This window comes from Viridibacillus sp. FSL H8-0110, assembly GCF_038003565.1.
GTDB classification, from domain to species: Bacteria; Bacillota; Bacilli; order Bacillales_A; family Planococcaceae; genus Viridibacillus; species Viridibacillus arenosi.
Genome location: NZ_JBBOPJ010000001.1, coordinates 2991893 through 3017175, shown reverse-complemented (window position 1 = coordinate 3017175; position 25283 = coordinate 2991893). Strand labels below are relative to the sequence as shown.

Genomic DNA, 25283 nt, shown 5'->3' with positions numbered 1-25283 from the left:
TAGAAAATGAATAATATAAACGAAAGAGGGATCTGCTGTGTCTAAAACCACTCAACCTTTATCAGATTTAGAAATCTCACAAAATGCTACAATGCGTCCTATTACGGAGATTGCAGAAATAGCAGGTATTCCACAAGAAGCACTGGAACTTTACGGAAACTATAAAGCTAAAATCAATCCATTAAAACTGAACAATACCACATCTTCAGCAAAAGTCGTTCTCGTAACAGCGATCAGCCCTACACCTGCTGGCGAAGGTAAATCAACTGTGACCGTAGGACTTGCTGATGCACTTAACCAACTAAATGAAAAAGTCATCGTTGCATTACGAGAACCTTCACTAGGACCGATTATGGGTATGAAAGGCGGGGCAACTGGTGGTGGCTACGCTCAAGTATTGCCAATGGATGATATCAATCTTCATTTCACTGGGGACATCCATGCAATCACTACTGCAAATAATGCCCTTGCTGCATTAATAGATAATCATATCCAGCAAGGTAACGTGTTGCAAATAGACCCACGACGTATTATTTGGAAAAGATGCTTAGATATGAATGATCGAGCACTTCGTAATATTGTTATTGGTTTAGGTGGTCCTGTGCAAGGAACACCACGAGAAGATGGCTTTGATATTACTGTAGCTTCAGAAATTATGGCTATCTTCTGTTTAGCAAAAGATTTACAAGATTTAAAAAAACGTATTTCTGATATTGTCATTGGTTACACATATCAGCGTGAACCAGTGTTTGTTCGCGATTTAGGAGTAGAGGGTGCACTAACACTATTGTTAAGAGATGCGTTTAAACCTAATTTGGTTCAAACAATAGAAGGGACCCCAGCTATTATTCATGGTGGTCCATTTGCTAATATTGCACATGGATGTAATTCGATAGCAGCAACAAATACAGCACGTAAGTTAGCGGATATCGTTGTGACGGAAGCGGGATTTGGCGCAGATTTAGGTGCTGAGAAATTTATGAATATTAAAGCAATGCAAGGTGGATTCAAACCTAGTACGGTTGTAATTGTTGCGACAGCTCGCGCATTGAAAATGCACGGAGGAGCACTGAAAACCGAATTGAAAGCAGAAAATGTAGAAGCTATTACTAATGGAATTGAAAATTTAGCTAAGCATGTGGATACAATTCGTAACTTCGGTGTTGAACCTATCATCGCATTAAATCGCTTCATCACAGATACCGAAGAAGAGCTTTCTGCTATTTTAAATTGGTGTAGAGAAAATAATGTGAAAATAGCCCTTACGAATGTCTGGGAAGAAGGCGGTAAAGGTGGTATTGAATTAGCTAAACGAGTACTATCTGTTATTAACGAAGAAAATAACTTTACTCCACTTTACGATGTCTCAGCTCCAATTGAAGAAAAAGTCCGCACAATTGTTCAAAAGGTATACGGGGGAATGGATGTTCACTTTACAGATAAAGCACTAAAACAAATAGCACAAATCGAAAAATTCGGTTGGGATGCTCTACCGATTTGTATGGCAAAAACACAGTATTCTTTATCTGACCAACCAACCTTATTAGGTCGTCCAGAAAACTTTACAGTAACAGTAAGAGAGATTATCCCTAAACTAGGTGCTAAGTTCCTCGTTTGTTTAACAGGAGATATTATGACTATGCCTGGTTTACCAAAATCTCCAGCAGCATTGAAAATGGATGTCGATGCAGAAGGTAATGCTGTTGGACTATTTTAAGTATTGAATTGAATGAAGAGTTGTCTAATTTTTGATTTAAAATCAACTTTAGATAACTCTTTTTTATTTGTGTTCCATTAAAAAAAGTTTTCACCAATAAGCTTAGTGAGTCATATAGTGGAGAAAAGTGTTATGACTTATTAAAAAGTCAAACTAAAACTAAATACCAAGTATTTATATAAGAATAATAAAGGTAGGGGGCTGTAAGAATGGGGAGGGAGTTTATTTATCTTTTCGATGAATGGGCGAAGTCATATGAAGCATCAGTAACTGGTCAGCATAAGGAATATCGTGATGTTTTCGAAGGATATGAAAGTATATTAGATAAAGTTGCAAACGCTTCAACAGGTACAGTAATTGAATTTGGAACGGGCACAGGAAATTTGACGCTTAAGTTGGAGGCTGCTGGAAGAAAAGTCATTGGCATTGAACCACATGAGACTATGCTTGATATTACGAGGAAAAGATGTCCCAATGTTCAGCTTATCAACGGTGATTTACAAAACTTCGAAATAGAAATTAAACATATAGATTCAATTGTAAGCACCTACGTGTTTCATCATTTAACGGATGAGGAAAAACTAGAAGCTTTAATAACCTATTCCAAGTTATTACAACCTGGGGGGAAAATAATTTTTGCAGATACAGCATTTGCAACTGAAGAGCATAAACAAGCAATGATAACTAAGGAGAGAGCTCGTGGCTTTCATGAAGTCGCTGATGATCTAGAACGTGAGTATTATACAACAATTCCAAAACTAGAAATAATGTTTCAACAAGCAAGTTTTGAAGTTAAGTTTGAACAATTAAACGATTATGTTTGGTATATGGAAGCAATTAAGACAAGTAAAAATGATTTATAAATAGTGTTTAAAAGGTGGATTAAATATGGCTTTGTATAATAATGTTCGACAATTAATAGGCAATACACCATTAATGGAGATTACACATATTAAAATCCCTAATAATTGTCGAATATTTGCGAAATTAGAGTATTTAAATCCTGGTGGAAGTGTCAAAGATCGTCTTGGTATTTCATTATTGGAGGACGCGGAGAATCGGGGTGTAATACGCCAAGGCAGTACGATAATTGAGGCGACTGCTGGCAATACGGGAATCGGTTTAGCACTTGCAGCAATAGGAAAAAATTATCATGTAAAATTCGTTGTTCCTGAAAAATTCAGTCAAGAAAAACAAACATTAATGAAAGCTTTAGGTGCAGAAATAATCAATACACCAACTGCATTTGGAATGCATGGTGCTATAAAAAAGGTAAATGAACTTCTTGAAGAAATTCCTGATTCTTTTTCACCGTCACAGTTCTCCAATCCTGTAAATCCTGCAACATATGAATATACACTTGGTCCTGAGATTTGGAAAGATTTAGAGGGGAACCTTGATGTGTTTGTAGCAGGGGCAGGTTCTGGTGGGACTTTCATGGGAACGGCTCGTTACTTAAAAAGCCAAAAAGCCACGTTAAAAACAGTAATTGTAGAACCAGTTGGCTCCATTTTAAATGGGGGAAAGGCAGCATCCCATGTTACGGAAGGTATTGGAATGGAGTTTTTACCGGATTATATGGAAAAATCGTATTTTGATGCCATCCATACTATACAAGATAAAGATGCTTTCCACGCATTAAAAGAGTTAGCTAAGAAAGAAGGTCTGCTTGTAGGGAGTTCTGCTGGAGCCGCTTTCCACGCCGCTCTACTTGAAGCTCAAGTGGCAAAACCAAGAAGTAATATTGTTACCATTTTTGCTGATTCGAGTGAACGCTATTTAAGTCAATCAATATACGAATTATTTGAAGAGGGGTCTGTTTAAATGAGAGCAAAAACAAAATTCATTCATGCTGGTATTGTTGGCGATGAAACAACTGGTGCAGTATCAACCCCTATTTATCAAGTAAGCACTTATAAACAAGATGCTGTTGGTAAATTTCGTGGGTATGAATACTCTCGAACAGGAAATCCAACACGCCATGCATTAGAAGTTTTAATTAGTGAACTTGAAAATGGACATGCCGGATTTGCTTTTAGTTCAGGAATGGCTGCTATAAGCTCAGTAGTTATGCTCTTAAAACAAGGTGATCATATTATTGTTACTGATGATGTCTACGGAGGGACTTTTAGAGTTTTTACAAAAGTTTTAAATCGATTTGGTATTGAGGCAACTTTTGTTGATACAGCTAATAATCAGGCTGTAGAAGATGCAATACAATCTAATACAAAAGCTATCTATATTGAAACTCCAACAAACCCATTGTTGAAAATAACAGATATAAAGCAGATAAGTACTTTAGCAAAACAGTACCAACTACTAACAATTGTCGATAACACTTTTTTAACCCCTTATTTGCAACAGCCAATTACACTTGGAGCGGATATTGTTCTGCATAGTGCAACAAAGTATATTGGTGGACATAGTGATGTAATAGCAGGTCTTGTCGTTGTAAATAATGCAGAATTAGCAGAACAATTACATTTTGTTCAAAACTCTGTAGGTGCAATTTTAGGACCTCAGGATTCTTGGTTACTAATGCGAGGAATGAAAACTTTGCCAATTCGAGTAGAAGAAGTAAATTCAAATACACAGAGGATCGCAGAATTTTTGGAACAAAACAGTAAGGTAGGAAAAGTATATTACCCAGGATTAAAAAATCACCCAGGTCATGAATTACAAAAGACACAAGCAACTGGCTTTGGCGGTATGATTTCTTTTGATGTAGGAAGTGAAAAAAAAGCAGAAGAAATGCTCTCGAAGTTACGTTATTTTACATTAGCAGAAAGTCTTGGCGCAGTAGAAAGCTTGATATCCATCCCAGCTCGTATGACCCATGCTTCTATTCCTGCAAAACGTCGTGCAGAACTTGGGATAGTAGATGGACTTGTACGTATTTCAGTAGGTATTGAAGATGTAGAAGATTTACTAGAAGACTTAGAACAAGCATTATAATAAAATAAATAGAAACAAAGTGATTGGCTACCTTTATAATAGAGGGTAGCTGTTTTATTTAGGAGGAACAAAATTGAAAATAGTAGAACAATGTGAGCAAATGGTAAAAGATATTTATAATCAGTTTGATGCAAGTCATGATTGGCAACATATTGAACGGGTAATGCAAAATGCAAAAGCAATTTTACAAACGGAACCCTCAGCAGATACTGAAATAGTAGAACTCGCAGTTTTATTACATGATGTAAGTGATTCGAAATATACAGATTCAAAAGAAAATGAACAACGAATTTTACAACAGCTTAATATATCTGAAAAAAAACAACAAATAATTCGAGAAATCATTGCTTCAGTTTCTTACAATGGAGGCAACCAATTAGAAGCCACATCCATTGAAGCGCAAATCGTGCGTGATGCAGATCGCTTAGATGCCATTGGAGCGGTTGGTATTGCAAGAACATTTGCATTCGGAGGAGCGAAAGGTCGCAAACTCTATGATGACCAAGAAGAAGCACGCCATAATATGTCGGTTGAAGACTATCGCAATAAACAAACAGCTTCTGTTACACACTTTTATGAAAAGCTATTGTTACTTAAAGATTTAATGACAACAGAAAAAGGCAAGCAGATGGCTAAAGAACGGCATGAATTTATGGTATGCTTTTTAAAACAGCTTAAAAATGAAAGAGACGGGGAATTATGAGCCATTTAATTATATCTAACTTAACAAAGACGGTCGGAGATAAAACTCTATTTAAAAATATTGACTTCACTATTTATAGCGGTGAACGTGCAGGTTTAATTGGCATCAACGGCACCGGTAAATCTACCCTGATGTCTATACTGGCTGGAGATTTAGATGCAGACCAAATTGACAAAGATCATCCAAACAAATACCGCATCGCACATTTACCCCAAAATCCAGAATTTGCTCAAGATGAAACAGTATTACAAGCTGTCTTCTCAGGCGATTCACCGATTTTAAAATTAAACCGTGATTATGAAGATACACTCTCTTTGCTCGGAAAAAATCCAGAATCATCACAATTACAGACGCAACTATTCCGTTTGCAGCAAGAAATGGATACACAGCAAGCATGGGATGTTAATGCATTAGCGAAAACAGCTCTGACAAAGCTTGGCATTGAAATGTTTGATGAACAAGTAACCAATCTATCTGGTGGTCAACAAAAGCGTGTAGCTTTAGCGAAAGTACTAATTGAACCTGCAGATTTATATTTATTAGACGAGCCAACTAACCATTTGGATGTGCAATCAACTGAATGGCTACAAGAGATGGTACTACGTTTAAAAGGTGCAGTCATTTTTATCACCCATGATCGTTATTTCCTTGATGAAATTTCGACGCATATATATGAACTCGCAGATCAAACATTGTACAAGCATAAAGGTAATTATGGTGACTATTTAGAATCCAAAGCGATTCGTGAAGAAATGGCTGTTGCTACTCAAGCGAAAATGCGCAACCGTTATCGCTCAGAGTTAAAATGGATTCGTCGTGGAGCACAAGCCCGTTCAACTAAGCAAAAAGCCCGTATCCAGCGCTTTGAAGAACTATCTGATAATATTGATCGCAATTCAGATGATGGTGGTCTGGAGCTTGGTTTAGCAACATCAAGACTAGGGAAAAAAGTGTTGGAGGCAGAGAGTGTCACAAAATCTTTTGGTGAACGTCATATAATTAAAGACTTTTCATTCCTTTTACAGCAAGGTGATCGCATTGGTATTATCGGTGCAAATGGAGCAGGGAAAAGTACACTATTGAAAATGCTTGCTGGTGAAATCACACCTGATCAAGGTCGAATCGAAGTAGGTTCAACGGTCCGTATTGCTCATTTTACACAACAATTACCACAAATGAATGATAATCAACGTATGATTGAGTATATACGTGAGTCAGCTAATGATATTCAAGATTCAGAAGGAGAACATCATTCGGCTGCATCGATGTTAGAACGTTTTTTATTCCCATTGCATACACATGGAACGCCAATTGGAAAGCTTTCTGGTGGAGAACGTAAACGTCTTTATCTATTGAAATTATTAATGGAACAACCTAATGTACTTTTACTAGATGAACCTACAAATGATTTAGATATTGAAACGCTTTCTGTTTTAGAAGACTTTATTGAACAATTTCCAGGTGTTGTAGTAACTATCTCCCATGACCGTTTCTTCTTAGATCGTATTGCGAAAAAGCTATGGATATTAGATGGACAAGGTGGAGTTGACGAAAGTCTCGATATCTACAGTGAATATTTAGCTGCACTTGGAGCTACACCGGCACCTGTGAAAGAAGAAAAAGTTGATAAACCAAAAGAACAAAAAGTGAAAACTCAAAAGAAAAAACTTTCATTCAAAGAACAAAAAGAATGGGAAACAATAGAAGCTGATATTGCGAAATTAGAAGAAGCGATTATGGATGCAGAAGAAGGTGTATCTAAAGCAGGTTCGGACTTCACAAAACTTCAACAATTAACTGCTGAACTGGAAGAACTAAATGCAAACTATGAGCACCTTATTGAACGATGGGAATACTTACAGGACATTGTGAACCAATAAGAGGGGGATATTAAATGAAAATTTTAACTATAGAACCAACACCTAGTCCAAATACAATGAAAATCGTTCTAGATCATGAATTACCATTTGGGAAAGCACATAATTATAACGAAGCCAATAAAACGGATGCGTCAAAAGAAATACAGGACATACTAGCAATCGAAGGCGTCAAAGGGGTCTATCACGTAGCAGATTTCCTAGCAGTAGAACGTATTGCAAAGTATGATTGGGAAAGTATATTAGCAGCTGTTCGCATTGCATTTGGTGAAGATGAACAAACAAAGAAAAGTGAACAGCAAATGGATGAACATTTTGGAGAAGTATACGTACATGTTCAAATGTTTAAAGGTATCCCTTTACAAGTCAAAGTTTTCGATAGTATTGCAGAAAATCGTTTTGGACTAGCAGCACGATTTATTAATGCTTTTAATGAGGCGATGAGTACAGATGAAAACTACATTTATGAACGTAAATGGGTAGACTATGGTGTCCGTTACGGTGACAAACAGGAGATAGGTGATAGCGTTGTTGCAGAACTTGAAGCTTCTTTCCCTCAACAACGTATTGATGAATTGATCTTGGCAAGTAAAGAGAAAAAAGACGTTGTTGAAACGCGTAAACGAAAAGTTTCTTTAGAAGAATTTTTAGTAGATGATTGGGAAATTCGATTCCAACTGTTAGATCAAATGGCAGATCCGGAAATTGAAGATTTACCCTTACTTGAAAAAGCGTTACAAGATGAAAAGATGTCTATTCGTCGTCTAGCAACTATTTATTTAGGTATGATCGAAGATGTGGCAGTTGTACCTTTGTTAGTACAAGCTTTAAATGATAAGAGCTCTTCAGTACGCCGAACTGCAGGGGATTGCATCAGTGATCTAGGTTTTGTAGAGTTTGAATCTGCAATGATGGAGTCTATTAAAGACCGCAACAAGCTTGTACGTTGGCGTGCTGCAATGTACTTGTATGAAACGGGTACAGAAGCCTCTCTTAAAGCTCTTGAAGAAGCAAGTGATGACAGTGAGTTTGAAGTTAAACTACAAGTGAAAATGGCTATTGCTCGTATTTCACAAGGCGAAGAAGCAAAGGGTTCTGTTTGGAAACAGATGACAGAAGCGCGTGCTACAAAAAGAGGTTGAAAATATAATTAAAAGACAGCTGGGATTAAAATCCTACGCTGTCTTTTTATTAACTATGAGAAGAATAGTTATCGATTTTTAAAAAGATAATTGAAAAATACAAAGAAAGTTATTATTATCAACAATAATTCCTGAAAAGTAGTTCCTTTATATTTTGTTTAATAATTATAGTGTGACTTTTGTCTCTCTATAGTATAATGAATTAGTTATGTAATAAGAAGTAGAAAAACGATTGATAGATTACTGAGTAGTAGAATTAAGAACAGGAGAGATTGTATGATTTGTGGAAAATGCGATTGTGAAAAAAAAACAGCTTTAGTTGTGCAAAGTTTCAAACTTAACAGTGGAGAACTACATATTCAAAATATACCAGCATCCCTTTGTGACTGCGATGTATGGATAGCGCCTTCTATTAGAATGGAGCTGCAACGATATGCAACAGAAAACAATCATTTACAAGGTATACATAATATTTCATTTGAAGAGATTTAATAAAAGAATTCATATGTAAATGTAAAAGGACTTCTGAAACTGGAAGTCCTTTTAGTGTTAATGATTTTTAGTTTAGTACATTTCGTTTTTTATGTTCAATTGCTGAGAATATCCGCAAGCTTCGATAGATAAATTGTATACACAACAGAAATAAGATAACTCTAACAACAGAACTTTGAATAGGTGCTACGATAGAAAATATAAAAAGGGAAATGCCTAGAACAATGAAGAAGACAGCTGTATTGAGATCTTTCATCAAGAAAACTCCTTTTAGATACAGAATCTGATTCTTAATGTATTTTTCTCATATCGCAATATTTCTATACACGAACTATGAAAAATTAATTGTGGAAATCTTAATGAACAAAAGGAAAGTCTTTTTTCAAATCCTACAAGAAGAATTGGGAAACCTTTAAAGTCCCAATCTAATGATCAACGGAAAATGTTTTTCGGAATATCAATAGAAATTCGAAAAAAATATTGAAATATTTGTGAACATTTGTTTATAATTGTACTAATAAAAAATGTATAGCATAAATGATAAAAGAATTCTCTCAGCTAGCTCTATTTAAGAATAATCGTAAATATAACAAATCAAATATATGTAGAAAGGAGATCGTCTATGGACAAAATTAAACTTGTACCTCATGATGTCCGGTATGCTGATAAAATATCATCATTAATCAGTTCGGAATTAGTGAAAAATGCACTAGGTATGGATGATTGTCAAACATCAGTTAATGGAGTACTCAATTTTATACGTGGCATGCAACTTGCTGAAAGAGAAAATCAACAATTATCTCGTGTTATAATAAATTCTGCTTTTGAAATTATAGGTGTTACAACACTAAAAGAAATTGACCATGAAAAGAAGTTATGTCATATAGGTACGTGGATTGCGGATCCTTTTTGGGGGCTGGGGTATAATGAGCAAGCAAAAGAAAAGATATTATTAATAGCGTTTAATCAGTTCGATTTAGATTATGTATTTGCTGGTGCTAGAGTAGAAAACATTCGCTCTCAAAAAGCCCAAGCCAAACTTCCTTATATGTCATTGTCAGTTGAAGAAGAATTTCCGGAAGAACTAATAAAAATGGAGCGTCAAGAAAAAACACCATGTGTCTTAAATGTCATTAAGCGAGACGATTTCTTAAAATGGTTCCAAAAGGATTATTACGGTAAAGTTGCGAATAGCTAAAAAACGAACCCTAAAAGCAGGAGTCGTTTTTTTTATTTAAAAAAGATATAGAATAAGAATATTAAGCGACGATTAGACTTTTTTGAAACTAATACTTCATATCACCCATAGAATAATTAAAGAAGGGTGGTGAGTCGAATGTATTATCCATCAAAAAAAGATGTTTGGATAGGTATTATCAATTGGGGTGTTATATTTTCTTGTTTTCTACCATTAATCATTAAAAAAGATTATGAAGCTCTATTTTTTACTATTCCACTAGCATTGTTTCTAGGATGGAGTTGGTTTACTACGGGATATAGTATCTCTAATGATCTACTTATATTCCAAAGTGGACTGCTAAAAAAGAAGATTCCAATAAAGGATATTAAAAAAATATCCAGAACAAAGAATCCATTAGCTTCTTCCGCATTGTCATTAGACCGAATTGAATTTAGTTATGGAGAGCACTATGACATGGCACTTGTTTCTCCCAAGGATAACAGTGGACTTATAACGTACTTAAAAAATATTAATCCTCAAATAGAGTTAGAGAAAAGATTAAAATAGGTGATGTTAAAGTGATTTTTTGAAACACTTAAACCGCATCTTTTTACACAAATCTTATTTATTTAAGCGTTTTTGAATGTCCTCTAATGTCGGTAGAGCAGCAAATGCTCCTTTTTTAGTAGTCGTTAAAGCTCCACAATGATTGGCAAAGGATAGTAATTCGTCAGCGAACTCTATACAATAATTAACTAATTCATTCAACTCAACGTTACTTGTTAATAGTTGATATAAGAATGCACCAATAAAAGCATCACCAGCCCCAGTGGTATCTTGTACGTTAATATCACAACCAGGAACGCTGAAGGATGCATTCTTTGTGAAAAGAGTAGCACCACTAGCACCTCTTGTATAAATCACGATTTTTACATAACCTGTAAACAAAGATGCAATTGCAGTTTCTACTTCTTCTATACCAGTGATGAAAGCTAATTCTTCATCTGAAATTTTCACTATATCTGTATGAGGTAAAAATTTTAATATAGTTTCTCTACAATTTTCTTTTGAATCCCATAAAGGCAGTCGAACATTTGGATCAAAACTAATCAAAGTAGCATTTTCACGTGCAATGGAAATCGCTTTTTTATGTGCCTCTTTCATTGGACTTTCAACTAAATCGACCGAACAAAAATGCAATATATCACCTTGTGTGAACCATTCTGATTTTATGTATTCTTCTTTATATAACAAATCTGCAGAAGGATTTCTATAAAAGGAAAAATCTCGTTCCCCATCGGTAGTTAAAGACACAAATGCAAGAGCTGTGTTTGCCTCTTTTGTTATTTTTATTAATCTTGTGTTTACCTCTAATTGCTGTAATTCTTGGATTAAGAATTGACCGAAAGCATCTGCTCCTACTTGGCTAATTAAAGATGCATTTCCCCCGAGTTTTGCTGCAGTAGCTGCTACATTTGCTGGGGCCCCACCTGCCATTCTTTCAAATGTCCCAACGTCTTTTAACATGATTCCTTGCTGTTGTGGGATGAAATCTATTAAAACTTCTCCAATTGTATAAAGTGTTCTCATATAGGTTCCTCACCTTCAATACGTCTTTATTCACTTTATTTTACATTGAAATGAATTACAATGTTTAAGTTGATTTCTAATAGGTATAGAATAGCAGGTATATGTGTTTTTATTCTAGTTACTAATAATGTTCTAGTCTAAATAAATTCCTATTTCACAATAGCATAGATGTATAAAATGCGTCTTATGAATAAAATCCACTGTTAATAGTAAAAAGTGTGGAAATTTAGTATGATTAACTATGTAAAATACAGCTATTATAATGCTACATTTATTCGATTCATACATAGCAAAACAGGAGGTCCCAATGAAAAAGCAGTTGATCATAGCCATCACGAGTTTAATTGTGATTGGTGTAGGGCTATATGCATTTCTTCATGTGTCGGCCACGAATCAAAAGAAGTCCATATTCATCAAACAACAAACAATGGAAGAACCAAAATTCTTAGCAGATAAAAGAGCCATTCTTTATGCATCATCACCAACAGAACAGCTAGAAAAAGAAACTGGAAAAAGTATGGCGATATTTATCGATAAAAAAGGATCTGCCACTGCAATGGAAATGGACGGAATGGAATTTGGAGCGAGTAAGTACAATGGTGAGCAATTGTACTTGGATGCTAAGAAAAGTGTTTATCTATTAGGTAAAAACGCACAGCAGTTTCCGATGAAACGTGATGAAATTCGTAATACGTTATCTGGATACCTTTCTTCAGAAGCAATCTTTTTTAGCTTGTATAACACCGGTTTTAGTGAAAATAAAGATTATGACACTGGTGTGCGATATGGCAATACATCAGGCTTTAAAACAGCTTCTTTACCGTTTTATGTAGCAACAGCAGGTACGATGAAAAATCAAATAATTGTTTTAACTCAAGATCTAGTCAAAGGAAGCTTTGATTTGAAATCTGTTACTTTAAAAAACAAGGTCAATATAAAACAATTAGCATCAGTACCGTTACCACACGCTGAGGAATTGGATCCAATCTCATCCATCTTAGAAGATAAGGAAAATTATTATTTTGTTTTATCTTATTTTGAAAACGATGCCAAAGAAGACATTTTGCTCGCTACTATAAATAAACTAACATTTACTTTAGATGTTAAAAACCTCGCTGAGTATCGTAGTGAAGAAATTGTATCGGATTCTTTGCCTTACAACTTTGATAATTCGACCCATCTTCATAATAAGGAATTATATTATATTAACGGGTTAGGGGAAGTATATTCATACAATACATCAAATGATGTCATCCAAAAAAAGTTCCGACTTAATCGACCTAATGGTAAATTTCATCCGGAATTTGAGCAAGTAGATTTTAGAGGACAAGCACTATTTTATTTAAATAACCGGAAAAAAGACGTTTATTTTTTAGAAAAATACGATCTTATAACTGGTGAAATGATAGAAGAGCAAAAGGTAGAAAACTTGAATAAAATATTAAAATCAGATGATAAAGATCTTACCGTATATAATTTAGAGTTATTGCATTCATAAGAAAAACCAGATGCTTCCTTGCATCTGGTTTTTTTTTTACGAAAAAACGCTTTCTTTAAGTTTATAAAGACTATGTAACAAGTAAAGGAGGATAATGCTACATCGTGACTTATCATGCTGACGAAATGTCTGGACTATGAAATATGCTTTACAATGGCATCTATCTAGGTTGTAACCTGTTTTTTTCAGTATGTTTTCTATCATGATGTGAAAAATAGGCTTTAAACTCATATTTTTCACAAAAGTAGTAGGTTCAGCATTTATTAGTTAGTAATGACACTGTTATTGAGTTTTTATTAAGGACAAGAATAGGTATAGAAGGAGGTGAAAAACAAGTGGTCAAAATTAGAAAACACTTAGTTTCACAATCAATCACGAATAAAGTAACAAGTGGGACAGGAAACGGTCGCAAATGGATTACTATCCACGAGACAGATAATACAAGAAAAACCGCTAGTGCAAATGCACATGCTCGTTTACAAGCAATGGGAAATAGCCGTGCTGCTTCTTGGCACTGGACAGTAGACGATAAGGAAGCTGTACAATCATTTAATCATAGCGTAAAGTGTTGGGCTGCGGGGGATGGAAATGGCGATGGTAATGCAAACTCTATTCACATTGAAATTTGTGTGAATGAAGATGGAAATTACAAAAAAGCAGTAGAAAATACTGCCATTTTAGTAGCTAAAATTATGAAAGATGAAAAGATTCCTATTAGTAATGTTGTTCAACACAATCATTGGAGTGGTAAAAACTGTCCATCTAAAATGAGAAGTGGTAAAGCGGCTTTTACTTGGTCTACATTCCGTAAATTAGTTACAACAATCAAAATTACTACAGTTTCAAAGCCAAAAACAAACAAGACTTTCCAGATTCAAGTATTAGCAAACGTATTGAATTACTACGATGGCCCACGGTGGTCAAAACCCACTGGTACAGTAAAAAAAGGAGAAAGGTTAACTATTGAAAAAAAAGTACTTGTAGATGGTTCTGCGATGTATAAGACTGTTAGCGGAACATATGTGACAGCGAGCTCCAAATATGTGAAAAAACTTTAATCCCTCAAATGAAAAGCTAATTGATTTTAAATGCCTCATCTTGGTTCGAAGGGAGGTAAATTTAATGGCATTTAATAATCCAAGTTGGAGAAGGTTCATAAGTGCTCACTTACTAAAACACGTGGAACCTATTGCAGGTAGTATAGTCTATTGTAAATTACTAGGACTGCCCAATACAATAATTGGGTCTCCAGATCATACTGGCATATATGTTGGTAATAGAAGAATAATAGAATTAAATGGTAACGAAAAAATTATCGAAGTAGGTTACTATAATTTTTTAAATGGTTCATCTGTACGCTCTGGAACAGAACTATATGTAGCTTGCGATATGAATGGTAATGTTTTGCATGACCCAGCAATTGCTAAAAGAGCGATAGCAGCAAGAAATACGCACAATGGTTATCATCTTATTAGAAACAATTGCCATATGTTCACATCACGTTGTATAAAAGGCACTAATAATGATCCACTTGATGCAACATTTTTGAACGTCGAAAGAAATATAAAAAGACATTTTGGCGTTCCAGCAATTAGTTGGAGGACAGTAAAACAGTGATTTCATATAATCTAATCTATAGAATAAACTGAAGCAGAAAATTTAATTAGATTTTAATAGATAGTAAAAATTGTCAAGCTGGTTTTAATTCATGCTTGGCTTTTTTTATTCAAGTTTAAGTGATAAATGTAAACCGTTATCTTCTATCAATTTTTCGTTCTATTCTAGCTAATTGATCTACGATAAAATCTAGTTGCTTTTGCATGTTTTTTAATTGGCGATTATTATTTGATTGGTTCTTTGTGTTTAACTGTTCTTCTGCTTGAATTTCATTTATCTCCTCTACAATGGCTAGAGCGGATAAAGCATCCGCTATTATTGTAACAGTAGCTGCAAGAACCTCAATTTTGGCGGAATTTTTTGTTCCGGGTAATGCAGAACTTAATTCATCTAAATCTATATTCACGTTATTCTTCTTCAATGCTTTACCCTCCTTCAGATAAAACAATAGTTCCAAAATATCAATTATTGTAGATTTTAAATAGTAAAATAACTTCATCTTTTCGTTTGTAATTTCTTATTTCTCTGGATTCCTGTAACTAATAAGAGTACATTTTAAAGCAGCATAATTTCCTACAGCTGCATATCCGTAAAACCAGCCCATAAATATACCAGCGAAAAAATCGTGTCGGTGGCTAATGAAAATTGAAATAAATAATCCAAAGAATAATGAGATTGTAGGAACAAATTTTGAAGGGGTATGATAAATGATTTTAAATAGTTGAGTAATAATCATAATAATTGGAATGGCAATAACAGCATCCCAAAAATTTGTATGGATAATAGGGAAATTCATGCACACACCACTTTCAACTAGTTTGAATATATTTTCGCCTTAAATAAAGGAATTATTCAATTAGTTATTTTGCGGTATGAGTGACATGCTAATAATGAATGTATAATATCGAAGAAAAGGTAAGTTTATAAAAAAATTAGATTTGAATGTTTACATATTAATTTTTCCTACTCTTATATTTAATATTAATTTTAAACGATGCATACAACATATCATTTTTAATTAAATTATCTAAAAAAAATAAAGACCAATCATCATAAGTACACAACGAATGCTCTTTTAAAATTTAAATTCTTTATATAGTGTATGATAATCTTATGCAGGTGTAACTTGTCCAAAATGCACTGTAAATAAAGAGTGTAGAAGAAAATGGTGTAGGCTTTACTTCATGCGGAATTTAACTTAAATATGAGTTAGTATCAAATGGTCTACCTATTATTGGTGAAGTGAATTTATTGGATTTTGTTTTGTTTAATTTTGGTGAAAGTTCAATTGAGTTCATTTGCATAATCACGTATGACGGCATATCATGAAAATGGAGATAATTGTTTCATGATTTAAAGATTGTCTTATGGTCAATCGGTTAAGGAGGTTTATGGGATGGACGCAATTGATGTATTAACAAACCTAGAGAAGTTGAAAGCGCACTTCCAACCCATTTTTAGTGCAGACGAACATGTTGTTATTGCATATGAAGTCTCTGGCAAGCTTATAGACAATGAAGAGCTTATTAGTTTAAATACATTCGCCTACGATGATGATATTCCAGAAGAGTATCGAGTGGAAGTGGAGCATAAAATTTTGCATTTAGCTCTTGCCCAACTAGCGAAGGAATCTAAGGATTTCGATATTTACTTACCATGCAATGCAAACTTGTTAGTACTTGACTATGGGGAAAGTTTTTTCGAAATAATAAAAAAATATATCCCCGAGGAAGAGCTAAGTCGAATTGTTCTTGTAATTTCAGAGCATAATTTTAATGGTGAATTCAGACAGCTTAATAATATCATTCGTTATTTCCAAACATATGGTATGAAGATTGCAATTAATCAAGTCGGTTCTGAAAGTCATTGGGATTATATTAAAACATTGTCTCCTAATATTTTGAAGTTGGATATAGGGCAATTGAGTTATCAATCTTGGGGTGAGCAAAATGATTTGTTCACATCACTTGGTAAATTAGCTCGTAAAATTGGTGCAAATATGTTATTTGAAGGTATTGATAAAGAATATAAACTTCAATTTGCGTGGAAAAATGGAGGACGTTATTATCAAGGGAAATATCTAGCTGATGTACATACAGGAACAATTCCACGAGATCAACTGAAAAAAAGTTTTAAAGAACGCTGTCAGCAGTTTATCTTAACAGAAAAGCGATTGTTGGAGGATAATTACAATGCATTGAAAACTTTGCAAAATGCATTAGAGAAATCCGTACAACGAATGAAGCCTTCAAGCAATAATACGGACCAACTTCTAGCGCTTGCTAAAGAACTCGATGCATATTCCTTCCGACTTTATATATGTGATGGTGAGGGATTTCAAACATCACCTAATATCATGTGTATCGATAAGAAATGGCATATACAAGAAGAAGCAGTTAATAAAAACTGGAGCTGGCGTCCATACTTCTTAAAAACGATTATTGAAATGCGTAATGACCAAAGTGGTGTGTTATCTGACCTATATAGCGATATCGACACAGGGGAAATGACACGTACATTCTCTATACCTGTCAGTGTGAATGAATACCTATTTATTGATATTTCCTACGATTATTTATACAACCATAATATTTTTAGATGAAAAGGGGTACTGCTAAGGGAGAGATTTTCTCTTTCTTGCAGTACTTTTTTCTTTTTGTATTTAGTTTGAAAAATTTTTATTTACAGCTATTTTTTATCAGAAGAAAAGTTTTTTGAAGCTCGATTTATTTTTCACTAATTAAACTGCAACCACTAGCGTATTCACTGACATTACACCTTTTTTATATTTCATTTCTGCGCAATAAAATGTCTCCAATTTAATCAGAATAAGAATATAATTTTTCTCAATCTAAATTATCTTTTGCAATTCCATTAATGTAGTTTCTGATTCGTTTTAGAATTAGCGTGTGTGGGTATGTTAATTGGGTAAGCTTATATGGATGTAAAACTTAAGGAGGTTACTGAATTTATGTCAATAAGTAAAGAGCTTAATGCCCTAAAAGAATTTCAATGTAACGATCGTTGTGTGTTGAGTGTGTATTTAAATACAAATCCAGCTGATCCGGACCAGCTGAAAGGTGCATGGAAAATTCATTTGAAAAGTGGTTTAAAGCGAATGGAAGAGTATATAACTGCTTCTAAAAATGAAGATGAACTAAAAGCATTTAAAAAAGTGAAAGATAAAGTCGTTAAAGAAATAGATGACCATTCGAATGAGTTACGAAAAGGAGTCGTTATTTTTGCTTCGGACAATCCAAGTTTGTGGTCGGTCCACTATGTCCAAGTACAGGTGAAAACGAGCTTCCGCTGGGAGAATCATCCAGTACTTGAAGAAATGGAATACATGTATAAGGCTTACCCAGATGCAGGAATTATTTTACCGAGCTTTGGGGAGGTACGTATTCTAGATACAGCAATGGGCTTCTTGAATGATGAACTTATTTACGATTTCGAACCGAATCTGGAAGAATGGGGCAATCGAAAAAAAGTGACGCCTGACAATCATCCGGGCATTGGAAGCAGCAATGCGGGTGCTTTAGAGCCTCGGCTGAAAGAAAATTTGGGCCGATTCTTTAAAGGAATGGGCGAGATTGTTGAGCGATTGAAGAAAGAGCGTGGCTGGAAGGAGATACATGTGGCCGGAGAAATTGAAATGGCAAAGGCTTTCGCTGAAACCTTACGCGAAAAACCAGCTAGCTGCATTCAAAAAAACCTAAATAACAGCAGTGCAAACGAAGTGCTCCACGAAATTTTTGAAAAATAACGATGTACCAAAAAAAACTAACTGACTCAATGAGCCAGTTAGTTTTTTTGAGTTCTAGATTATGACAAATGACAAACTTTTTATAGTAGGAAGAATTGCGTTGGTAAGATTATGAGTAAGCTTACCTAAACTACCTAAACATTTACTTAGGTTACTTTTCATTGCTCAACCAATTATCTACTAAAGAAGAGAGAAGAATATTGGCATTTATTATACCAATTAGGTATGATGCTTGAATACAAGTTGGAACAATAAGTAAAATTGCAATGGGTGCTGTACGTAAAAAAGGAAGTATTCAAATGACTGGCGCCGTATTGCGTATATGGTGCTAAGTACAATCAGTTTCCTATGGGATTTCTATTTGAAAGAAATATTTATATAAAAAAATATTGGCTGGAGAATTTGACCTAACGAAAATCATTATACAGATATACATAAATTACCACTTAAGTAAACAAGTGAAGCTTATAAATTATTATTAACGAATATAAGATGAATGTATTAAAATTATAATGAAAACTTAAATAAAAATAACAAGAAAAGGGACCTTCTAATAGGTCCCTTTACCATTCAAATTACAGTTACGTTATTATTCCGGCACATCTGTGTGAAGAGGTGGTGGAACAATCCATCCTTTTTCTTTGTTTAGTTTTAAAAGTTTCGCTCCAAATAGTGCCCATTCTGTATGGAATTTACCAAACATCCTTGCAATATCCTCACGTAAACATTGCCCCATTACTTGGCTACAAGAAACTAAACCCTGTCCAACATTTACAGCAACTGTGGCACTAATTTCGATATCCTCAAATCTTGCACCAACAGGAATATCTTCAGTCGTTGCTTTCGGGCGACTTGGTAATGCAGGTGGAGGAACAATACCGTTATTTTTTAATAGTTCCACAACCTCTTTATTATGCGATTGCATCATTTCTATAACTTGTGTGAGTAGCTTTTTCAAGTCTTTATCTCCAACATGATTAACAAATGTCTCATACCCACTTATTAGTCCATTGTTTGCTGCAACAAATGACCAGGAACCCATTACTTCACCATAATGCATAGGTTCTTTTTTTGAATTATTATCCATAACGCCCATTAATCAACACACTCCTTAAGGTATTATTTATTCCTTCATATTTTGTATTACTAATAATTTTTAATACATTAAATAATGGTTATGGAGATTTTACCAATTCTATATATGAAATTTTTTAGTATATAAAAGAGAGGTTGAAACAACATAAAAATGAATAAATAGTTAAAGCGTTGTTTTTTGGGACAATGACTTATTTTACAGTGAGGATAATAAATATATCTCGGCTACGTCTGTAAATAGTGGAAAAGGAATAGAAGTACTTCCATATTTGTTCTGTTATACATTACAGATAGTTAAAATTATTTAAGTGGGACTTGCTGATTAATTTGAACAAATATCAATACCTATTAAAGGTAAATATTTGTCATAAGTTAATTCGAATATTTCTCCTTTTATTACTCATGCTATATAGAGTGATAAGATTGAATAGTGTAGGAGGAATATACATGTACTACTACAAAGAAGAATTAATAAACATAATAACACCGGATAAACCAGACCCAGAAGCTGCACGTGTTTTACAAGAAATATTAGGCGGTCATTATGGTGAAATGAGAACAATGATGCAATATTTTTTCCAAAGCTCAAATTTCCGGGGGAAAGAGACACAATATCGGGATTTACTTCGTGGAGTATTCCTTGAAGAAATTGCGCATGTTGAACTAGCGCAAAATACAATTAATCAATTATTAAATGACTCTGGCGAATCATTAGAGCCTGGAAATGGCGGAGAGGATCATGCACCCTTAGATGACGTAATAAAACATGCCAATCCCCATCACTATATAATTGGTGCTCAAGCTTCATTACCAGTTGATGCAGCAGGTAACCCATGGAATGGATCTTGGGTTTATGCACATGGAAATTTAGTAGCTGATTTGCTCAATAATTTAGTCCTTGAATCAACTGGAGTTCTTCAAAAAACGCGTCTTTATGAAATGAGCTCAAATAAAACTTTCCGAGAAACACTCGGTTTCTTAATTGTTCGTGATAATGCACATCAAAATGCTTTTGCTAAAGCATTAGAAACTTTAGGAGTTGATTGGGGTAAACTCTTCCCAGTCCCCAATTACGATATTAACAAATACCCTGAATGTCGAAAATTTATTGATTTAGGATATCATAATGCACAGTTTAATTTTAGACTAGACCCAACTAGAATAGGCGAGATTTTCCAAGGTACAACGCCTAGCAGAAATCAAGGAAACCTTGAGGTAACAGAACCACCAAAGGGTTTCCCAGTTCCTCAGTTACCTGATATGCCCAATGAGCATAGTCCTGGATTATATGATTTAAATAATTAATCTGATTTGATATTAATCATGAGTTCTTACATAGGACTCATACTCATTAAATTTGAAGCGAATTACGCGTTTTACTTTTAGTTATTTAGGTAACATTATATCAAGTTTAGAAAGGAGGTTTTGTCATGTTTAGTTTTCTTTGGTTCCTAATAATAGGTGGTATTCTAGGATGGGTAGCGAGCATGATTATAGGTAAGGACATCCCTGGTGGAATTATAGGTAATATTATTGCAGGTATTATTGGAGCCTGGATAGGCGGAAAATTATTGGGTCAGTGGGGCCCAACGTTAAGTGATTTCTATATATTCCCTGCCTTACTTGGTTCGATAATATTGATACTCATCGTTAGTTTTATTTTGAAGTTAATGAATAAAGATTAGAACCTGAGCATTTGCTCAGGTTTTTTTGTTACTAAATATAGATTCTAAACTGACTATTACAAGCACAGGCTCATATGTGGCGCGATTTGAGATTCTCTTTATGTTAAATCTCATTTGGTTGACACTCATTTTATTAGTATGTCTTTCAGAAAGAATGAACGTTTTAACTTTCCTTCAATATTTTTTACGAAAAGATAAATTTCTTGACTTATAAAATGTAGATTTGATATATTAATAAACAGACCGGTCGGTTTGGAGGTTAAGACTATTATGGGATTAGATAAAAAAGAATTGATAGTTCAAACTGCGACAAATCTTTTTCGAAAAAAAGGCTATTTAGGTGTTGGGATAAGCGAAATCTTAACAGAATGTAATCTTTCAAAAGGTGGGTTTTATCACCACTTTCCAAATGGAAAAGAAGAATTACTCATCACCTGTCTAAATTCGATGAATGAAGTTATTACGCAGGATATAAAAGAAATTTTTGGACGTTATCAAACTACACAAGCAGCTATTCAGGCAATGCTGGAAGAATTAATAATTCAATTTGATAGGGACGAAACAATTATTGGTTATACATTTAACAGTATTGTTAGTGAAATAGGATCAGTGAGTGAGCGAGTTAGAGAAGCTTGCGAGGACTCTTTTACAAAGATTCAAGAAATTTATTCGGCTAAATTAATGGCAGATGGTTATTCGAAAGAAGAAGCTAATTCATTTGCTCTTATGATGACTGCCACAATTGAAGGTGGTATAATGCTTTGTTTAACGAAAAAAACAAGTGAACCACTTCAAACAATCGCAAGTTTATTACCAAATACATTAAAAGTAGTTGAATAATTTAATCAGCATCACTTTTGAAAGGAAGAGACTATGCAACAAGTAGTAGCTATGCAAAATGAAAAAATGCAATATGAAACAAGATTACCTAGGAATGCTAAAGAAGGACTATTGTACGGTACGATTATCTCTACATTGACAGTTATTTTAATGACATCTATCAATATTATATTAAATGTGCCAGAAGATTTAAGTAGTGGACAAGTATTTTTGCAAATTATTAAAGCCTTACCGATTATGTGGGTTATCGTTATGATAATTGAACCTGCTGTAATAGGCCGTATTGCTGAAAACCTAGTGTCCAAATTTACACTGCCAACAGATAGCTTTAATTCTAAAATTTTATTCCGAATTATCTTCACTGTATTTGGTATGTCCATCGCTATGACATTAATCGGTGATATTGTAGGAAATGGTTTTAGTACTGAAATTTTCAGCCGTTTTTTATCAAACTGGCCAAGAAACTTAGTTATTGTATTAATCGCTGAGAGTTTAGTAATTCAACCCATTGCACGATTTGCGATGGTTAAATTACACGCCACGCAAGATCGTAAGAATGTTGAATCAAACTGAATTAAATAAGACACTTTAGAAATAAAGAGGATCGATTACGATCCTTTTAATTTTGGCTATATTTGTTCTGCCATCCAATATTATTAATTGATTTCCATCACACAAAACTTAAACTATTCTTTTGTTTGCGGAATGAAATAAAAATTTGAAACTTATTAATTGTAGTATTCGTATAGTATTTGTAAATAATTTGATGTAGGGGGATTTATTGATGTCATTTTTTAATAAAATACTAGCGAGTTTTGGAGTAGGCGGAGCAAAGGTTGATACGAAGCTGGAAAAAGCGGAGTATGTCGCTGGTGAAATAATGCGAGGAGAAGTTGAAGTGTATGGAGGGAATCTGGAGCAACAAATTGATTCCATTTATTTGACTGTAAATACTACTTATATCCGAGAGTCTGATGATAAAAAGTATACAGATTCTGCGACAGTGAAACAGTATAAAATCACTGCTCCGTTTACTATTGGAGTTAATGAAACAAAAGTAATTCCATTTGAAATCAATCTCCCAACTGATACGCCAATAACATATGGAAATACACAAGTTTGGGTTAGTACAGGATTAGATATTAAAAATAGTGTAGATCCTACAGATAAGGATTTTATAGCTATTCGTCCAACTAGACTTGTGGTGCAAATTTTAGAGGCGATAGATCAACTAGGATTCAAACTACGCAAAGTGGAATGTGAGCAAGCTTCTTCTAAAATTCGTAGTAATTATCCGTTTGTGCAAGAATTTGAGTTTATTCCAACAAACGGAGTTTATAGAGGAAAGCTAGATGAACTAGAAATTTTATTCCTTACACAAACTGAACAATCTGCGGAAATTCTTATGCAAGTGGATCGAAAAGCAAGAGGTTTTGGAGGATTTTTAGCAGAAGCAATGGAAATGGATGAAAGTCATATTAGACTATCAATCACGGTACAAGATTTACCTAAATTACAAGAGAAGTTAAAACAAATTATTTCTAACCATGTTTGATGAAATTATCTAAGCTAATAATAGAGGGGTACATTGGCAATTACAATGTGTATCTGAATTTTACCATTATTAAAAACCAATAATCAAAATAGCAAGCCTTACCTCATTAATTATCGAGGTAAGGCTCAATTATTTTTTAAGTAGTACCTTAATCTGGTCTTACACTAAAGTCTAAAGCACTATCTCAATATTTATTGTGCGATTAACCTTTGACTATCAAATAAGATAATGAATAGTAATTTGAGAACCTAAGTGTAGAAAACTCTTCTTAAGACAGAATTAATATAATCAATTAACAATTTCACCATTAATAAATACTTTTTCAACCTTACTGTTAAGATCGAATGGGTTACCACTCCAGATAACAAAGTCAGCATCTTTATTCGGTAAAATCGACCCGACGCGATCGTCAACTCCAAGATGCTTAGCAGCGTTTAATGTAATAGCTTGCAAGGCTTGTTGTTCGGTTATTCCGTTTTTAATTGCATGTATAGCACTTGTTACTAGATATTCAATACCAACGACTGGATGATCTGTAGTAATAGAACATGGAACTCCTGCATCTAAAAGTGTTTTGATTGTAGACCATTTTTTATCTTTTAACTCCACTTTTGAACGTGTGGACATAGTTGGTCCTACAGAAACTCGCACATCGTGTTTTGCAATATAATCAGCAATATGATGCCCTTCAGTACAATGCTCGATCGTCACATTAATATCAAATTCACGTTTAATGCGAAGTATTGTTAAAATATCATCTGCTCTATGTGCATGAACGCGCAAAGGAATCTCTTTATTTAAAACTTTAGCCATATTTTCTAAATCTAGCTTTCTATCCTTTTTCTCAGAGTTGATATAATTTTGTGCCTCAATTAATTTCTCGCGTATTAAGGCAGCAACACCCATTCTAGTAACAGGCATTTTCCCCTTAGCTCCATGAAATCTTTTAGGATTTTCCCCAGTTGCTGCTTTCATACCAGAAGGTGATTTAATAACCATCTCATCGACAATGGTACCAGCTGTTTTTAAAACAACCATCTCTCCTCCGATTACATTAGCACTTCCAGGCATTACTTGAACTGTTGTTACCCCAGCTTTACGAGCATCTGCAAATCCAATTTCCATAGGATTAATACCATCTAAAGCACGTATTTGTGGTGTTACCGGATGACTAGTTTCATTGAAATCAGCTCCTTCAATACCAACACCCTCTTCAGAAACTCCAAGATGAGTATGTACATCTATTAAACCAGGTGTAATTATTTTTCCTTTTGCATCAATTACTGCATAGGCTTCTGTTATTTTCTCCTCAGACTCAATTCTTTCAAAAACGCCATTTTTTACGAAAATGACGTGATTTTCTAGAGACTCACCATTACCATTCCAAATTATTGCATTCTTAATTGCTATCATTCCAAAACCCCCAATTTTTATAAAAAAAGGTTTGCAATATAAAAATAGTTAATATAAACTAATCTCTAATATTCCTTTTTCAGATAATATAATTTTTTCTGAATATTGTAAAGCGGTATAAAACGCTAGAATAATCCTGATTCCAGTAGTGAAGAGAA

At 34.2% G+C, this 25283-nt stretch carries 25 protein-coding genes and 1 pseudogene; 21 read left to right on the top strand and 5 right to left on the bottom strand.

Going from position 1 to position 25283, the window contains the following annotated elements; translation table 11 throughout:
• The first annotated feature begins 37 nt into the window (after nucleotides 1-37).
• The 10 genes from MHH98_RS15070 (at nucleotide 38) to MHH98_RS15025 (ending at nucleotide 10633) form a co-directional block, all read left to right on the top strand.
• Entirely contained in the window at nucleotides 38-1717 is a 1680-nt protein-coding gene (locus tag MHH98_RS15070; RefSeq protein ID WP_076033954.1) for a formate--tetrahydrofolate ligase, read from the top strand.
• A gap of 209 nt (nucleotides 1718-1926) precedes the next feature.
• Nucleotides 1927-2580 carry a class I SAM-dependent DNA methyltransferase gene (locus MHH98_RS15065; RefSeq protein WP_076033953.1) on the top strand — a complete coding sequence of 218 codons (654 nt, stop codon included), beginning with the start codon at nucleotides 1927-1929 and terminating at the stop codon, nucleotides 2578-2580.
• 25 nt (nucleotides 2581-2605) lie between these two features.
• Nucleotides 2606-3541 carry a PLP-dependent cysteine synthase family protein gene (locus MHH98_RS15060; RefSeq protein WP_038190374.1) on the top strand — a complete coding sequence of 312 codons (936 nt, stop codon included), beginning with the start codon at nucleotides 2606-2608 and terminating at the stop codon, nucleotides 3539-3541.
• Entirely contained in the window at nucleotides 3542-4672 is a 1131-nt protein-coding gene (locus tag MHH98_RS15055) for a bifunctional cystathionine gamma-lyase/homocysteine desulfhydrase (RefSeq protein WP_340713165.1), read from the top strand.
• 100 nt (nucleotides 4673-4772) lie between these two features.
• Complete coding sequence (locus MHH98_RS15050) at nucleotides 4773-5375, top strand: HD domain-containing protein (RefSeq protein ID WP_076034174.1); 603 nt, start codon at nucleotides 4773-4775, stop codon at nucleotides 5373-5375.
• A complete protein-coding gene (locus MHH98_RS15045; RefSeq protein WP_038190371.1) occupies nucleotides 5372-7255 on the top strand; it encodes an ABC-F family ATP-binding cassette domain-containing protein in 1884 nt (627 codons plus the stop codon). Before MHH98_RS15050 ends, MHH98_RS15045 begins: the two co-directional genes overlap by 4 nt.
• Before the next feature lie 14 nt (nucleotides 7256-7269).
• Nucleotides 7270-8394 carry a conserved virulence factor C family protein gene (locus MHH98_RS15040; protein WP_340713163.1) on the top strand — a complete coding sequence of 375 codons (1125 nt, stop codon included), beginning with the start codon at nucleotides 7270-7272 and terminating at the stop codon, nucleotides 8392-8394.
• Between the two features lie 276 nt (nucleotides 8395-8670).
• Nucleotides 8671-8886 (top strand): hypothetical protein, encoded by a 216-nt coding sequence (locus MHH98_RS15035; RefSeq protein WP_038190365.1) that lies wholly within the window; start codon nucleotides 8671-8673, stop codon nucleotides 8884-8886.
• Between the two features lie 622 nt (nucleotides 8887-9508).
• Entirely contained in the window at nucleotides 9509-10084 is a 576-nt protein-coding gene (locus MHH98_RS15030; protein WP_038190358.1) for a GNAT family N-acetyltransferase, read from the top strand.
• 138 nt (nucleotides 10085-10222) lie between these two features.
• The gene (locus tag MHH98_RS15025) at nucleotides 10223-10633 is read left to right on the top strand and encodes a PH domain-containing protein (protein ID WP_038190344.1); all 411 of its coding nucleotides are present in this window, start codon (nucleotides 10223-10225) and stop codon (nucleotides 10631-10633) included.
• A gap of 54 nt (nucleotides 10634-10687) precedes the next feature.
• On the opposite strand, the gene MHH98_RS15020 is transcribed toward MHH98_RS15025, so the two are convergent.
• Complete coding sequence (locus MHH98_RS15020; RefSeq protein WP_038190340.1) at nucleotides 10688-11656, bottom strand: carbohydrate kinase family protein; 969 nt, start codon at nucleotides 11654-11656, stop codon at nucleotides 10688-10690.
• Between the two features lie 307 nt (nucleotides 11657-11963).
• On the opposite strand from MHH98_RS15020, the gene MHH98_RS15015 reads away from it, so the two are divergent.
• The 3 genes from MHH98_RS15015 (at nucleotide 11964) to MHH98_RS15005 (ending at nucleotide 14771) form a co-directional block, all read left to right on the top strand.
• The gene (locus MHH98_RS15015; protein WP_038190336.1) at nucleotides 11964-13154 is read left to right on the top strand and encodes a hypothetical protein; all 1191 of its coding nucleotides are present in this window, start codon (nucleotides 11964-11966) and stop codon (nucleotides 13152-13154) included.
• 335 nt (nucleotides 13155-13489) lie between these two features.
• Nucleotides 13490-14212, top strand: coding sequence for an N-acetylmuramoyl-L-alanine amidase (locus tag MHH98_RS15010; RefSeq protein WP_051448842.1), 723 nt, complete (start codon nucleotides 13490-13492; stop codon nucleotides 14210-14212).
• Between the two features lie 64 nt (nucleotides 14213-14276).
• The gene (locus tag MHH98_RS15005; RefSeq protein ID WP_038190334.1) at nucleotides 14277-14771 is read left to right on the top strand and encodes a hypothetical protein; all 495 of its coding nucleotides are present in this window, start codon (nucleotides 14277-14279) and stop codon (nucleotides 14769-14771) included.
• 136 nt (nucleotides 14772-14907) lie between these two features.
• Here the strand turns inward: MHH98_RS15005 and MHH98_RS15000 are convergent, their stop codons facing one another.
• On the bottom strand, nucleotides 14908-15192 hold the full coding sequence (locus MHH98_RS15000; protein ID WP_038190332.1) for a hypothetical protein: 285 nt from the start codon (nucleotides 15190-15192) through the stop codon (nucleotides 14908-14910).
• Between the two features lie 96 nt (nucleotides 15193-15288).
• Nucleotides 15289-15567, bottom strand: a complete 279-nt coding sequence (locus MHH98_RS14995) for a hypothetical protein (RefSeq protein WP_038190329.1) — start codon at nucleotides 15565-15567, stop codon at nucleotides 15289-15291.
• Nucleotides 15568-16167: 600 nt separating this feature from the next.
• Between MHH98_RS14995 and MHH98_RS14990 the strand changes: the two genes are divergently transcribed.
• The 3 genes and pseudogenes from MHH98_RS14990 to MHH98_RS22135 all read left to right on the top strand — a co-directional run.
• Nucleotides 16168-17373, top strand: a complete 1206-nt coding sequence (locus MHH98_RS14990) for an EAL domain-containing protein (protein WP_076033949.1) — start codon at nucleotides 16168-16170, stop codon at nucleotides 17371-17373.
• Nucleotides 17374-17742: 369 nt separating this feature from the next.
• Nucleotides 17743-18537 (top strand): VLRF1 family aeRF1-type release factor, encoded by a 795-nt coding sequence (locus MHH98_RS14985; protein ID WP_340713162.1) that lies wholly within the window; start codon nucleotides 17743-17745, stop codon nucleotides 18535-18537.
• Nucleotides 18538-18773: 236 nt separating this feature from the next.
• Nucleotides 18774-18921 (top strand): annotated as a pseudogene (locus MHH98_RS22135) (glutathione-dependent formaldehyde dehydrogenase); the annotation flags it as partial.
• A 205-nt stretch (nucleotides 18922-19126) separates the two neighbouring features.
• Here MHH98_RS22135 and MHH98_RS14980 read toward each other — a convergent pair.
• Entirely contained in the window at nucleotides 19127-19633 is a 507-nt protein-coding gene (locus tag MHH98_RS14980) for a DUF3231 family protein (RefSeq protein WP_038190314.1), read from the bottom strand.
• Nucleotides 19634-20079: 446 nt separating this feature from the next.
• Between MHH98_RS14980 and MHH98_RS14975 the strand changes: the two genes are divergently transcribed.
• The 5 genes from MHH98_RS14975 (at nucleotide 20080) to MHH98_RS14955 (ending at nucleotide 23712) form a co-directional block, all read left to right on the top strand.
• Entirely contained in the window at nucleotides 20080-20937 is an 858-nt protein-coding gene (locus tag MHH98_RS14975; protein ID WP_038190311.1) for a manganese catalase family protein, read from the top strand.
• Between the two features lie 125 nt (nucleotides 20938-21062).
• Nucleotides 21063-21317 (top strand): GlsB/YeaQ/YmgE family stress response membrane protein, encoded by a 255-nt coding sequence (locus MHH98_RS14970; protein ID WP_038190308.1) that lies wholly within the window; start codon nucleotides 21063-21065, stop codon nucleotides 21315-21317.
• Between the two features lie 270 nt (nucleotides 21318-21587).
• Nucleotides 21588-22157: a TetR/AcrR family transcriptional regulator gene (locus tag MHH98_RS14965; protein ID WP_038190306.1), complete on the top strand. Its 570-nt coding sequence runs from the start codon at nucleotides 21588-21590 to the stop codon at nucleotides 22155-22157.
• 33 nt (nucleotides 22158-22190) lie between these two features.
• Nucleotides 22191-22730 carry a DUF2798 domain-containing protein gene (locus tag MHH98_RS14960; protein WP_210402619.1) on the top strand — a complete coding sequence of 180 codons (540 nt, stop codon included), beginning with the start codon at nucleotides 22191-22193 and terminating at the stop codon, nucleotides 22728-22730.
• A 211-nt stretch (nucleotides 22731-22941) separates the two neighbouring features.
• Entirely contained in the window at nucleotides 22942-23712 is a 771-nt protein-coding gene (locus MHH98_RS14955) for a sporulation protein (protein WP_038190304.1), read from the top strand.
• Nucleotides 23713-24000: 288 nt separating this feature from the next.
• On the opposite strand, the gene MHH98_RS14950 is transcribed toward MHH98_RS14955, so the two are convergent.
• Complete coding sequence (locus MHH98_RS14950; protein WP_038190301.1) at nucleotides 24001-25125, bottom strand: amidohydrolase; 1125 nt, start codon at nucleotides 25123-25125, stop codon at nucleotides 24001-24003.
• Nucleotides 25126-25283 lie beyond the last annotated feature (158 nt).